Origin of the sequence: Rhizobium sp. 25PS6, assembly GCF_032464655.1 — a bacterium.
GTDB classification, from domain to species: domain Bacteria; phylum Pseudomonadota; class Alphaproteobacteria; order Rhizobiales; family Rhizobiaceae; genus Rhizobium; species Rhizobium laguerreae.
The window spans coordinates 21642-34337 of sequence record NZ_JAWDIV010000037.1; the positions used below are offsets into that span (position 1 = coordinate 21642).

Consider the following 12696-nt stretch of genomic DNA (forward strand, 5'->3'; position numbering starts at 1 on the left):
GACTCAGCCCGGCTGGACGCCTCCGCCTGGCCAGATCCCAATTCAATTTGCCAAGCGGCGGAAGTCTTTCGTCGAAACCTTTCTCTTTAGATAAGCTAGCGCGTCAGCTTGCCGCCCGCATGTCGCTCACGCTCCTGCCGGAGTTCCTATGCGTACGCCCGGCTGACCGCAACGACTTGCCGGCCCAAGACAGGCACGACAAAAAGTAGCCCCACCAGCGACGACACAAGTTCAGGGACGACCAGCAGGATCGCGGCTAAAACCAGGAGTGTTTTCTCCCACCAGACGGTTCTGACAAATAAGAAGCCGGAGAGGGCGGATCCGAGGCATGTTATGCCCAAAACGCATCCTACAAAGGCGATCGTAAAGTTGCTCCAGGAGAAGTTGGCGGTCACGAGCAGAAGAGATGGCGAGAACACAAAGACGAAAGGTACGAGCACCTTTCCCAAGCCCAGGCGAAATGCGGTGTTGCCTGTCTTGAAGGGATCGGCGCCCGCCATGCCGGCCGCCGCATATGCCGCTAGCGCTACGGGAGGTGTGATGTCAGCAAGCACGCCGTAGTAGAATACGAAGAAATGCGCGACGATCGGCTCGACACCGAGCATGCCCAGTGTCGGGGCGGCAATCGTTGCCATGATGATGTAGTTGGCAGTCGTTGGAATGCCGCAGCCCATAAGAATACAGACCACACCGGTCATGATGAGGGTGAATAACAATGTCAGTGTCTGCGGTCCGAACCAGGCGGCTGGAACCATCGTACCGACCCAGCTGGCCATTTCCGCCGCTGTCGTGGTGACAATATAGGAAATCTTGAAACCGACGCCGGTCAGCGTCACGACCCCGACGATAATGCCAACCGTGGCTGCGGCCGCGCCGACGGCGAGCGCGTATTTTGCACCGTCCCGCAAGCCCTCGAATACTTCCGTCACTGACATGCGACGGCGCGGATTGATGAGGCCCACGGCGATGCAAAGCGTGATGCCCCAAAAAGCGGCGAGATACGGCGTGTAACCGGAGAGCAGGATGCCAATCAGCACGATGAGCGGGATGACGGTCGGCCAGTCGCGCTTAAAGGCTTCCCTCAAATCCGGCATTTCGTCATCGGTCATGCCTCGAAGACCCTCCCGCTTCGCCTCGAAGTGGACCTGAACCAAGACTCCGAAGAAATGCATGAAGGCAGGAACGATCGCCGCGACAATGATCGTCGTGTACGGGAGATTGAGGAACTCGATCATCAGGAATGCCGCGGCGCCCATGATCGGCGGGGTGATCTGGCCACCAGTGGAGGATGCGGATTCGACGGCCGCTGCAAAAGTGCGCTTGTAGCCGAGCCGGATCATTGCCGGGATCGTCAGTGAACCGACAGTCACGGTATTGGCGACGGACGAGCCGGATATCATGCCGAACAGCGCCGATCCGAATATCGATATCTTCGCCGGCCCACCGGCGTAGCGCCCAGCAACCCAGGCCGCACAATCGAGAAAGAGCTGGCCGAGCCCGATGCGTGTCGCAAACACTCCGAACAGTACGAAATGGAAGACGTAGGTGGCGACGACGCCGAGCGCTATGCCATAGATGCCCTGGCTGGTCAGATAGAGGTGATTGATCAACTGCGAGAAGGTCGCGCCCGGATGAACCAGAATTCCTGGCATGGATTGCCCGTACAGAGAGTAGATCATGAACAGGACGGCAATGATCGGCAAAGGCCAGCCCACCGAGCGGCGTGTTGCTTCGAGAAGGACCAGCACCAGCAAGCCACCCAGCACGACATCGGTCGTTGTCGGATTGCCGACACGGAAGGCGAGGTCATCGAGTGGAATGAATGGCACGTGCATGACGGCGATCACCGCACCGATTGCCAGCGCCCAATCAAAGAGCGAAATGCCGAGCGGCCAAAACACAGTCGGAGGCACCGGCTCGCCGTACCCGCGCCGTGAGAAGGGAAATACAAGAAATATCAGGCCAAGGACGAAAGACAGGTGGATACCGCGATGCAGAACTTCCGACAAAAGGCCGAAGCCGGCGGTATAATAGTGAAAGAGGGACAATGTGATCAGCAAAGCCCCGACCAGCCGCGCAGCAAGCGGCCCCAGCGGCCGAAACCGGATCTCGGCATCGAACTGCTCTTCGAGCTCGCGCGCCTTTGCTTCGTCCAGCTCCATCGGAGAGGTCTTGCCGGCTGTGTCGTCGCTCATGTGGAATTCCCTGGCATCGCTTCTAAACGGTTGCGGCGGCCTGCTTCAGCCTGCCGCCGCATCACCGGTCACACGCTCGGCGCCCGTTTACTTCAAGACGCCGGCTTCCCTGTAGAATCTCTCTGCGCCCGGATGGAGTGGGATGCCCAGGCTCGTCGTTGCACTTTGAAGAGTGATCATCTTGCCCTTCGCATGCCCCGCATCGAGCGCGGCACGCGTCGCGTCGCTCCACATGACCTTGGTGATATTATAGACCAGCTCGTCCGGCTGTTTGCTGCTGGTAACCCACTGTGCCGCGACGGAAATCGTAGGCGTTTCAGCAACGTCCTTGTAGGTATTGGCCGGGACGGTGTCCTTCGAAAAGAAGGTGTAGTCCTTGATCAGCTTGTCAACTTCCGGACCGGTGATCGGAACGAGCGAAATGCCACTGGACGTGGCCAGCTCGGAGATAGCCCCGGTGGGATAACCACCGACAAAGAAGTACGCGTCCAGTCCGCCGTCACGCAGGCGGTCGCCGGCCGGGCCAGGCTTGAGGTGCTCGGCTTTGATGTCGGTTTCCTTCAACCCGTAGGCACCCAGCACGATACGCGCGTCGACGATCGTCCCCGAGCCTGGTTCATCAATGGAAACGCGCTTACCCTTAAGGTCTGCAACTGACTTGATGCCTGCATCCTTTCGCGCAACGAGATGGATTGTTTCTGGATACAGCGTGGCGATCAGGCGAAGGTCGTCGACTTTACCCTTTCCTTCATAAAGGCCCGTGCCACTATGCGCCCAATAAGCGACGTCAGATTGGGTAAACCCGGATTCCATTGATCCGCCCTGGATTGCGTTGATGTTGGCGACGGATCCGCTGGACGCAACAGCTGTGGAAACGAGACCGGCAACACCCTTCTGGCCGGCGCCTGAAATTGCGTTGGCGATCAATCCCCCGATCGGATAGTAGGTTCCAGCAGTTCCGCCCGTACCAATTCGGAAAAACGACGGCGTCTGCGCGCTTGCCAAATTTGCATTGAGAGCGAGCGCGCCCACGATGGCGCAGATCGACATGAAACGTTTGCTGATGTTCATCGATGTTCCCTTTCACGTGTTTAGGTGAACATGGTGAATCTGCCAAGCGATTGTCAACCAAAAGTGACCTTTTCAGTAGGCCTTTAGGTTCGATCAATCTGGGCGTGGAACTCCGCAACCGATCCTCGACTCATTCTGAAGAGGAGCAAAGGCTGATGTCGTTCTCTTGACCGGACAGCTGCGAGCAAGTTCCGACGGCACCGACAATCTCTGTCGCCCGCCAGCAGCGGCGCCATCGTCGCAACAGCTCACAAGGCCAAGGGCGCCTCGTTTGCATCCATCTTTTGCAGGCTGCAGATCTAGCCGTTCAAGTTGAATGGCAATCTCGTTCCTCCGATAGAAAGGACGCTGAAGAAGTTGGATTCTCCGTCCAAATCGCGCCGAGCGCCCTTTTAATGCGGCAACGGGTTGATCCGCCAGTCAGGAATGATTTATATCACGTCATGATATTACTGCGGCCGAGCTCGACTTTCAACATGTCCGACGTCCCTTACCCCAAATCCGTACTTTCAGACGAGGTGCTTGCCGACCGTTTGGGCCTCACAACGCGAGAGTTCCGGCGATATTGCAAGCAAAATCTCATCAGGCTTTCCTCAGCCGCCGCGGTCGGTGAGAGCGAGGGCCTCATGGTCACCTGCCAATTTGGAAATCGGGTCTGGGAAGGCCACGTCGTGAACGGGTGCATCACCTTCGAAGAGGTCAGATTCCTGCGCGGGAAACGCGCGACAAACCGACACTAGGATCGAGCCGCGAGTATTGACTTCGACACTTCAGGAAGAGGAAAATCATGAGGAAACTTGCCAGCCTTGCTATTGCCGCATCGATACCATTGACCGCCCATGCTGCGACCAGGATGGTGTCTCAAAGCGGCGATTGGGGCATCTATTCCTTTATGAGAAACGGATCCCGGGTTTGCTACGCGCTTTCGGTGCCGACGGAATCAGCACCCGCCAACGTGGATCATGGAAAGAATTATTTCCTGATCGCGCCGGCGGAGAAGGGAAGCGGCAATGAACCTGAAGCGGTCCTCGGATACGCATTGAAATCTGGCTCGACGGTCCAGGTTTCAATCGGAGACAAGTCGTTCGAAATGTTCGTCAAGGACAACACCGCCTGGGTTTCCGACGCCGCTCTCGCACCCGAACTCGTCAATGCACTTCGGGCTGGCAGCCAAATGACGCTGCATGCGACGTCGGCGCGAGGCACCCGTACAAGCTATACCTACTCACTCACAGGGGTGACCGCGGCGCTCGAGCGCGTTGCCCACTGCAGGTGAGGGAGAATTCAGCCTATTCCAAACGGGGCTCTCTGCTCGGGTGTCGCAAATTCCTTCGGGCGATGCCTGGGAGTCCTGCCACGGGCTGAAAGGAGCAGATCCAGTTCTTTTTTTGAGTTGCCAAACCGCTGAAGAACTCGTTCTGCCTCGTGCCGGCCAAGACTATAGCGCAGACGTAGGCTTCGAACATCATAACGAGCTTCTTCTTCGTCCTGTCTCTTAAATTCTCTCATTGTTGACCGCCCTCCGAACATCACGTGGTTTGCCGCAGCGGCTCGAAAACCTCGCGTCGTTCTATCCACTCGACGTCCTCATGCGCCCATTTGGCAGGTTCGTCCAAGGTCTCCGTCCGGGAAAAGGCGATGCCGAAAGGAATCCCACGGTAGGCACGACGCCGCTTTCGATGCGCGATACGCAGCGTGGCCGCTTGGCATTGCTCGAAACGTAGGTGCGTGATGGCTCGATCAGGGAACGTTGCATGCGAGTGACTCCTTCGCAGGAGTAAATGAGCGCCGCGCGCTTCTGTTCCGATTCAAGCAGAAAAATGTCACGTGATGATGTATTGAGGTTCAGAGCTGCAGGAAGACGTAGACCACTCCGCCCCATATCGCCGCGACGAATAACACGACGGCCGCTAGAAAGAGCTTGCCCTCAAGTGACATCATTGAGCTCCGACACCGCAGTCATGGTTGAATTCGCCACCCTGCGCCGGAAATCAGTTCACCGCCTGTAGCTGTTGAGCCTGCGAAACCTCCGAAGGCGTCTCTCCGGGGATGGATGCGATGGCGAACATGACCGCGACATAGCACGCAAACACAGCGGAGAGGACGGCGGTCTTGGTCATGGGCTCGCTCCTTATATCATATGGTGACATTCTTTAACCGTTCGCCCATATTGTCAATCCTGAATGCAGCATGAACAAAAAGGGGGGGGCGATGGCTGGGGAGAAAATACTGATCGTCGAAGATGACGTGCTGATCGCGGCTGATCTTGAGGATATTGTGACGACACTTGGCTATGAGATCTCCGGGATAGCCGACAGCTTCGGGACCGCGCAGCAGTTGGCCGCTTTCAGCACGATTGCCCTTGTGGACGTCAACTTGCGGGACGGAGCGACCGGTCCACGGATCGGGCAGTATCTCGCGAGCGAGTTCGGCGTCGCGGTGGTCATGGTCACGGGAAGCCCCGAACTGATTGAAACCGATCTTTCAAAGGTGATCGGCCTGATATCGAAACCTTCCCATCCAAACCTGATTCGAGATGTTCTCGAATATCTGAAGACGATCCGCGAAGGCGAACGAGGCGTCCCGCCAGGAGGAATGCGGCTTTTCGCTTGAACAGGCTGGGGAGGGGGAAAACGACATGATCGATAGACGCGCTGAACTCGGTCTCTGGGTAGGGCGACTGGAAACCATCCTGATCGGTCTGGGAGTGCTAAGGGAGGACGGTGAGCTCGCGATCCAGGTCGGATCGCAGTTTCCCAAGGATGTTGAAGACGCGCTGGACGGGTTCATCGAGAACCCGATCGAGCTAATGGGCCTTCTGAAAATTTGCCGGGACGCGCGCGACGGCAGACCGTTGTCGCCTGCGGTCCTGATGGCCGCTCACCTCATGACAAGAGAGGTTCTGCAGGCATTGCAGGACTCCGAGCTCGCTGGCACAAGCGATCCCAGAGCGTAAAAACGGCCCGCCCGAAATCATTTCGGACGGGCCTCGCGCGGACCGGATAACTCATCACTTCCGGCCTGAACTCTAGCTGTCGGTGACTGCGGCATCTCCTCCCGATTGCGGCAGTTCCTTCATCTTCACGAGCTGGTCGGCGCAGGCGTCCGCCGCATTCGTGATAGTATCGTCGATCCCCGCGATATTGGTCCAGCCTCCGTCGGTGATGAAGTCGTCACGCTGCCACGACGACTTCGCCTGCAGCGTCTTAAGGTTCTCCTGAGCGTCGCTCGCCGTGACGAAGTTATGGACGCAGATGCCCGCGACCAGATCCGCCTTTGCGTTACGGACGGCGATATCGGCCATCACCGCGGCCCTTCCCGACGTCGTCCATCCTCCCCAGGTGAATCCGAGCACCACCGTCAATGCCGAGGCGCCGACAACAGACCAGGCCCATACGCTCTTTGTTGGCCTGTAGCCGTCTTCATCATACTGCATAGCCGTTCTCCTCCCTTTGTATCACGCCATGATACAATAGCGCGTGTGGAGGTCAAGAACGTCGGGATCAAGAAATGGTGAGTGACGGCTAGGCCATTTGCGTGACCTGACGAAGACGGGATAGCGATTCAGCCAGCAGCGGCTCATGCGCAAGCATCGCCTCGACATGAACCTTCGCCAGAGATTCAAGCGTCCGCTCGCCATTTGCGGTCAGCCCGATCAGCACGCTGCGCTTGTCGTCTTCCGCTGGTATCCGCTCGGCGAGACCTGCCGAACACATCCGATCGACGAGCTGGACGGCGCTGTTGTGGTGCATGAGCATCTGTTCGGCCAGATCGCGAAGCCTGATCTGCCAGCCCGGCGCCGTGCGCACGACCAGGAGGGCCTGATACTGCTGCGATGTGACGCCCGCCTCGGCAAGGGCCGCCTCGCTGAACGACAGGAACCGCCTCATGGCCAGCCGGAACCCGGCCAAGCCTTCATAGACGTCGTCAGCAAGGCCAGAAGTCCGGCGTCCCGATCGAGGCATGCGAACAGTCCTTCTCAAATGTGATGATGTGATATGCACAGCGGAGCACGCTGGAAGAATGGTCGAGCTGAGCCGGCGAGGATGATAGTGATCGCCGCCGCCCATAATCCGTCCATGTTGCTAAAAAGACTGTGCCTATTTCGTGACTTCATGAAAAAATTCTATCGTGCTTCAAAGATGCGAATCCGGAGCGCCGCAGACGAACCGTTTGAACGTCCGTCTTGGAAGAGTTGCCGACTTCTTACTGGCTAGCCGCCGGCTACAGAGATCACTCTACCGATGCAGAAGAGCTAGAAGGTGGCTGCGCCCGCGACGATGATTGTACATCGGGTCAGGCTGGGCGATCCGGCTATCCACGAGATTGAACTTGTAGAGAGGCTTGTTAGCCGGCCTCTTCGGCCGCGGGTTCGGAGAAAATTTTAGACCGGACCTCTTCCATAGTTTTCCCTTCCGCACGAAGCGCGACGATCCTCCCTATGGTGGCGTAGGATTTCGGATCGTTTCGCTTGGTTGCCGAATGTCTGCACCACTCGTCGAGGAGGAGGCTTACAACGACGTTTTCGCCGGCGTCCGACGACGCCGCGTCAGGACGTCGTTGAAAGGCAAGGCCAACGAGCCCGAACAGCTTCAAACTTATGGCGGACGCTGAAAATATCATCCCGTGATACTAATGGGGTTTTCGCTGCTCGGGAAATCACAAAGTTGAGGGCGGACCCCGGAAGTCCCCTGGGAAAGCTTCCCCCCAACAGGCTGGCCCTCTCCTAGATCAAATCGAACGACACCCATTCCAGACGACTTTCCTCGTAGACGCTTTGCGTCGGCGCGAGCGATGAGGGATCGGCGAAGCATCCCAAGGCGACGGCTACGAGCTCTTTTCTGAATGCCGGCATCCAGAAAACCGTAGACGCGCATGCCGGGCAGAACCTGAATTCGATCGATTTGCCGCTTTCGCCCGGCCGGATGTAGCTGCTTGACGATCCCGACGCCTCGATTTGATCCCTGTGGAAAAAGACGGCTACGCCAAACGCGCTGCCGGTGCGACGTTGGCAGGCCCGGCAATGGCAGACGGAGATTTTGACGGGATCTCCGTCCGCAGTGATCGAAAGCTGGCGGCATGAACAACTGGCTGCTCGTTTCATTCCGTGCTCCTGCTAATGTCTGCGAAAGCAACCGCACGCACGATAGCTGTTTTGGAGATGCCGCCGCGAGGCCGCTGGACAGATCGAGCAGCGTCCATCAGGTGTCAGGTCCATGCTCGTAGCATACCACTCGGTGGATAATCGCGCCTATTCGCCGGTCGTCTGTGTAGAACTCAAGGTTACTCCGATTCCCTTTCGACCGCACGCCGCCCCCGGATTGCCGCGGCGATGAAGACGCGCGAAAGGCCATGATAAAGCGGCTCGCGCGAAAGAATGCGCGAAGTCACGTAACCGATCATCGACACTGCCATGATCGGGATGACCGCCTGATGGTCGCCGGTCATCTCCAGAATGATGACGAAGGCCGTCATCGGGGCTTGCACGACGCCCGCGAAGTAACCGGCCATGCCAAGGATTGCCGCCAGCGCAATGCTGGTGCCGAGCAGCGATCCGACGGTGCTGCCAAAACCGGCGCCGACGGCGAGCGACGGCGCGAAGATCCCGCCCGGAATACCTGACAGCATCGACAGGAAGCTAGCGGCGAACTTCTCGACGAAGAAGAGCAGAGGCAGAGCGTTGCCTTCGACCGCAGCTCGTGCCTGCTCGTAGCCGGTACCGAAGGTCGTGCCACCTGACGCCACGCCGATGACTGCGATCGCCAGTCCGCAGATTCCCGCAAGAGCCAGCATGCGCTTCAGCGGCTGTGGCTGCGCCCAGCGGCGAATCTTCTGGCCGAAATGCAGCGCGAAACCGCTGAAGGCTGCCCCGAGCGCGCCGCCGCCGACGCCGCAGGTCAGAACCAGTCCCCAGTCGCGAAGCTCAGTGGGTGCCGCCGATGCCATGCCGAAATAATTGTAGCTTCCCGAAATCCCGAGCGCGGCAAGGCCGGAGAGGATGACTGCCGTGAGCACCAAACCGTTCGCCCGCGACTCGTAGGTCCGGCTCATTTCCTCGATCGCGAAGACGATGCCGGCAAGCGGCGTGTTGAACGCGGCCGCAATTCCCGCCGCCGAACCGGCAAGGATCAGCCCGCGCGCCTGCGCCATACCGCTGAAACGGGCGACGGCAAGCATAATCGATGCGCCGACCTGCACTGTCGGACCCTCGCGGCCGATCGAGGCGCCAGAGAACAGCCCGAGCACCGTCAGCATGATCTTACCGCAGGCGATCTTCAGCGACAGCAGCCGCGTCCGGTCTTCGTCGTCCCTCAGGTGCCTGGCGGCGATCGCCTGGGGGATGCCGCTACCACCAGAATTTGGAAACAACGTCGCCGCCAGATAGGCCGACAGCATGAAGCCGAGCGGGCTCAGCGCCAGTGGCAGCAGGAAGGCCCAATCACCGGAAGAGGTGAGAGACTCAAAACCCTTCTGCGCCAGATCCGCAAGCTTCGCAAACGCCACGCTGATCACCCCGATTGCCAAGGCCCCGCACCAGAACACCAGCCTCGGCTGCCAAAGCGAGAAAGAGCCCCATAAGACGCGGGAGCGTCGGAAGAGCTTGGAATATCGGTAGGATGGCGGCATGTCGGGGCTCGGCGAGGCGGGGCGGGCGGGGTTGCACCTTACTACCGCCATCGCGACCGAAGATCACCCCCATTTGCAACATATTGTCGCGGGCACGACTGCGGGGCGCTTCGGGCACGGAGGCTCACGCGCAGCCATTCCGTCCAGGCCTGCTGTCCCTAGGCCGGACTTCGTCGCATGACGATTTGGATGAGGGTAGGCAGCCAGCCCACATTTTCGTCTGCGAATCCTATGACCATCGCTGCGAGCCATGGATCATCTCCCGATGAGGCTTTGGACCTATCAGAGCCCCCGATAATTTTACATAGCATGAGCAAGGGTGTAATTTGAGGTGCTCTCCTGAGGCGGTTGAACGCCAAGGGCATCTGGCTCGCTCCGTGGTTCCCCCGCTGGAGCGGGCTTTTTTCTTCAGGTCGACGCCTGCGGAAGAACAGCAGATAAAGTGCTGCCATAAAACGCGCCATCCCAGATTCCATCTCCTATTTCAAGAAGCGTTGATCGATACTGGATGTCATCATCGTCGAGACGGGAACGATGTCGGAGGGGCCTCTGGAAATCCGTGCCGCTTTTAGGTATCCCTTGCCGGATGGCGTGTGCTGCGTGCGCCGCGGGCTTCCCGAAATCGACGGAGACAATGATCAACCTTCCAGAAGGGAGCGCGAAACCATGTCCTTGCCGATCACCAGCGGTCGCATTCAATCCACTCTCCGCAGATATCTTGACAACGAGGCTTCCGGCGGCGTCGTCCTGATGGCAGCCGCAGCGATGGCACTTGCGGTGGCGAACTCGCCGCTGGCGGACGCGTATTTCCATGCCCTGCATCTTTACGTCGGGCCACTGAGCTTGCAGCATTGGATCAATGACGCCCTCATGGCCGTGTTCTTCCTGCTCGTCGGTCTGGAGATCAAGCGCGAGATGCTCGACGGCCAGCTTTCGACCTGGAGCAGGCGAATCCTTCCAGGTGCCGCGGCGGCCGGAGGAATGCTCGCCCCAGCCCTCATCTATCTGGCTTTCAATGCCGGTACGCCGGCTAGCTTGCGCGGTTGGGCGATTCCTACGGCCACCGACATTGCCTTCGCGCTCGGAGTGCTATCGCTCCTAGGGAATCGGGTTCCGGCGTCCCTAAAAATCTTTCTGGCGGCGCTTGCCATTATCGACGACCTCGGCGCAGTCCTTGTCATCGCACTCTTCTATACAAGCGGTCTCAACCTCCTGGCCCTTGCCGGAGCCGCCGCGGTTCTGGCCCTCCTGTTTCTGATCAACCGAGCCGGCGTGAAGACGCTGACGCTTTATCTCGCCCTCGGCGTCGGCTTGTGGGTGCTCATGTTCGCCTCGGGGATCCACGCCACGCTTGCAGGCGTGCTTCTTGCCTTGACGATACCAGTCAAACTATCCCCTGGGACTCCGGAGGCTAGCGATGAAGAATCCCCGCTGCACCGGCTTGAACACCTCCTTCATCGACCGGTGGCATTCGTCATCGTCCCACTGTTCGGCTTCGCCAACGCCGGGGTTTCCCTTCTCGGCACCTCCATCTCGAGTTTGGGAGATCCTCATACGATTGGCGTCGCTGCGGGACTGTTTGCTGGCAAGTTGCTCGGCGTGCTGTCAGTCGTCGGTCTCCTGGTGAAATTGGGCTTTGCGCAGCTTCCGGCAATGGCGAACTGGACGCAGATGACCGGCGTCTCGTTGCTGTGCGGCATCGGCTTCACAATGAGTCTCTTTATCGGTCTTCTCGCTTTCGATGACCCGGCCGTGCAGGACAAGGTCAAGATCGGCATTCTGCTTGGTTCGGCGATCTCTGGCGTAGCCGGATCCGCGGTTCTGATGGCGAGCCGGAGGAAAAGCAGCCGGCCGTAGTCGTTTATGAATTCGAAGCGACGCCTCGCGCGGACGTCAAGTTCTTTTGAGGGCCTTCGCGCCGCCGCCTCTATTGGAACTTACGATCTCCGCCGCTTTCCTCGCTGCTGGAACAGGCGAACGCCTTGCCATGTCAATACATAAAAGACTGCACCGAAGAGCGCGGCGAGCGGAAGGCCGCCGACAAGTATCGGCTTTAGAATGGGATGCCAAAGCGGTGCAAAATCGAGGTGCCGGAGCAGGGTGAACAGATTGGCTTCACCCACCCTCTCGGGCGAGCGACCCAAAAGAAAGATTCCGATCCGGTAGGCGGCAGCAAAGATCAGCGGAAAGGTAAAAGGGTTTCCAAACGCCGTCCCGAGCGCGGCCGCGATCATATTGCCTCTGAGGATGTAGGCCAGACAAAATGCCATGACGAAGTGAAAGCCGAGGAACGGCGTACAGGACACGGCCACTCCTGCTGCAACGCCAGCCGCAACTGCATGAGGAGTAGCCTTTAATCGAAGCACTCGAATGGCAATGTACCGGATGGACCGCAATAGCCCCTTGGATGGCCAAACGACGGTACGGATCCGCTGAGCCAGTGAGAGCGGCTTCCGTCTCCTAAACAGCATTCATTGACCTTCCGCCGCGTGAGCGCTGGATCTCAATCATGCATATATCGAGAGAACCGCGCATGAAATGCAAGCCATCGATATTTGCAGGCGAGCATATTTTCGCCTTCTCACGAAGTTGCCCGATTGGCACGAATGGCCTCTCGACCGGGCAGGGGCGCCGTTCATGGGCCTCAATGCAGTTTGTTCGCAGCAGCCTCGATGAAGCCGACTGCGGTTGCCACGCCATTCTCGGCCCTGATCCGTGCGCCAACCGCGTCTGCCTGGCGTCGCATAAGTGGATCGTCCATGGCTGCGAGTGCATCAGTCAGGCTCTCGACGGTCAATGCTCC

Annotated in this window: 12 protein-coding genes; 4 read left to right on the forward strand and 8 right to left on the reverse strand. The window is 58.8% G+C overall.

Translation table 11 applies throughout. The annotated features are described in order from the left end of the window. Positions 1-146: 146 nt before the first annotated feature. Positions 147-2195 (reverse strand): TRAP transporter permease, encoded by a 2049-nt coding sequence (locus tag RWK44_RS34080; RefSeq protein WP_316030107.1) that lies wholly within the window; start codon positions 2193-2195, stop codon positions 147-149. 87 nt (positions 2196-2282) lie between these two features. Continuing rightward, positions 2283-3266 carry a TAXI family TRAP transporter solute-binding subunit gene (locus RWK44_RS34085; RefSeq protein WP_316030108.1) on the reverse strand — a complete coding sequence of 328 codons (984 nt, stop codon included), beginning with the start codon at positions 3264-3266 and terminating at the stop codon, positions 2283-2285. 787 nt (positions 3267-4053) lie between these two features. On the opposite strand from RWK44_RS34085, the gene RWK44_RS34090 reads away from it, so the two are divergent. Next, the gene (locus RWK44_RS34090; protein WP_316030109.1) at positions 4054-4542 is read left to right on the forward strand and encodes an invasion associated locus B family protein; all 489 of its coding nucleotides are present in this window, start codon (positions 4054-4056) and stop codon (positions 4540-4542) included. 715 nt (positions 4543-5257) lie between these two features. Here the strand turns inward: RWK44_RS34090 and RWK44_RS34095 are convergent. Continuing rightward, the gene (locus RWK44_RS34095) at positions 5258-5386 is read right to left on the reverse strand and encodes a hypothetical protein (protein ID WP_280953810.1); all 129 of its coding nucleotides are present in this window, start codon (positions 5384-5386) and stop codon (positions 5258-5260) included. Between the two features lie 70 nt (positions 5387-5456). Between RWK44_RS34095 and RWK44_RS34100 the strand changes: the two genes are divergently transcribed. Next, on the forward strand, positions 5457-5879 hold the full coding sequence (locus RWK44_RS34100) for a response regulator (protein WP_316030110.1): 423 nt from the start codon (positions 5457-5459) through the stop codon (positions 5877-5879). 25 nt (positions 5880-5904) lie between these two features. After that, complete coding sequence (locus tag RWK44_RS34105) at positions 5905-6222, forward strand: hypothetical protein (protein ID WP_316030111.1); 318 nt, start codon at positions 5905-5907, stop codon at positions 6220-6222. Between the two features lie 72 nt (positions 6223-6294). On the opposite strand, the gene RWK44_RS34110 is transcribed toward RWK44_RS34105, so the two are convergent. The 4 genes from RWK44_RS34110 to RWK44_RS34125 form a co-directional block, all read right to left on the reverse strand. Continuing rightward, positions 6295-6702, reverse strand: a complete 408-nt coding sequence (locus tag RWK44_RS34110) for a hypothetical protein (RefSeq protein ID WP_025398024.1) — start codon at positions 6700-6702, stop codon at positions 6295-6297. Positions 6703-6790: 88 nt separating this feature from the next. Beyond that, positions 6791-7231 carry a MarR family winged helix-turn-helix transcriptional regulator gene (locus tag RWK44_RS34115; RefSeq protein WP_316030112.1) on the reverse strand — a complete coding sequence of 147 codons (441 nt, stop codon included), beginning with the start codon at positions 7229-7231 and terminating at the stop codon, positions 6791-6793. A 761-nt stretch (positions 7232-7992) separates the two neighbouring features. Then, positions 7993-8370, reverse strand: coding sequence for a GFA family protein (locus RWK44_RS34120; RefSeq protein ID WP_316030113.1), 378 nt, complete (start codon positions 8368-8370; stop codon positions 7993-7995). 179 nt (positions 8371-8549) lie between these two features. Beyond that, a complete protein-coding gene (locus RWK44_RS34125; protein ID WP_025398020.1) occupies positions 8550-9893 on the reverse strand; it encodes a chloride channel protein in 1344 nt (447 codons plus the stop codon). Positions 9894-10559: 666 nt separating this feature from the next. Here RWK44_RS34125 and nhaA point away from each other — a divergent pair. Next, positions 10560-11750, forward strand: coding sequence for a Na+/H+ antiporter NhaA (gene nhaA, locus RWK44_RS34130; protein ID WP_025398018.1), 1191 nt, complete (start codon positions 10560-10562; stop codon positions 11748-11750). Positions 11751-11830: 80 nt separating this feature from the next. On the opposite strand, the gene RWK44_RS34135 is transcribed toward nhaA, so the two are convergent. Further along, positions 11831-12364 carry a DUF2062 domain-containing protein gene (locus RWK44_RS34135; protein ID WP_316030114.1) on the reverse strand — a complete coding sequence of 178 codons (534 nt, stop codon included), beginning with the start codon at positions 12362-12364 and terminating at the stop codon, positions 11831-11833. Positions 12365-12696 lie beyond the last annotated feature (332 nt).

Bases quoted from the DNA above. Each gene is read 5' to 3' on its own strand.
- RWK44_RS34080 (WP_316030107.1), bottom strand. From the start codon at position 2,195: ATGAGCGACGACACAGCCGGCAAGACCTCTCCGATGGAGCTGGACGAA.
- RWK44_RS34125 (WP_025398020.1), bottom strand. From the start codon at position 9,893: ATGCCGCCATCCTACCGATATTCCAAGCTCTTCCGACGCTCCCGCGTC.
- RWK44_RS34090 (WP_316030109.1), top strand. From the start codon at position 4,054: ATGAGGAAACTTGCCAGCCTTGCTATTGCCGCATCGATACCATTGACC.
- RWK44_RS34105 (WP_316030111.1), top strand. From the start codon at position 5,905: ATGATCGATAGACGCGCTGAACTCGGTCTCTGGGTAGGGCGACTGGAA.
- RWK44_RS34095 (WP_280953810.1), bottom strand. From the start codon at position 5,386: ATGACCAAGACCGCCGTCCTCTCCGCTGTGTTTGCGTGCTATGTCGCG.
- RWK44_RS34100 (WP_316030110.1), top strand. From the start codon at position 5,457: ATGAACAAAAAGGGGGGGGCGATGGCTGGGGAGAAAATACTGATCGTC.
- RWK44_RS34120 (WP_316030113.1), bottom strand. From the start codon at position 8,370: ATGAAACGAGCAGCCAGTTGTTCATGCCGCCAGCTTTCGATCACTGCG.
- nhaA (WP_025398018.1), top strand. From the start codon at position 10,560: ATGTCCTTGCCGATCACCAGCGGTCGCATTCAATCCACTCTCCGCAGA.
- RWK44_RS34085 (WP_316030108.1), bottom strand. From the start codon at position 3,266: ATGAACATCAGCAAACGTTTCATGTCGATCTGCGCCATCGTGGGCGCG.
- RWK44_RS34135 (WP_316030114.1), bottom strand. From the start codon at position 12,364: ATGCTGTTTAGGAGACGGAAGCCGCTCTCACTGGCTCAGCGGATCCGT.
- RWK44_RS34110 (WP_025398024.1), bottom strand. From the start codon at position 6,702: ATGCAGTATGATGAAGACGGCTACAGGCCAACAAAGAGCGTATGGGCC.
- RWK44_RS34115 (WP_316030112.1), bottom strand. From the start codon at position 7,231: ATGCCTCGATCGGGACGCCGGACTTCTGGCCTTGCTGACGACGTCTAT.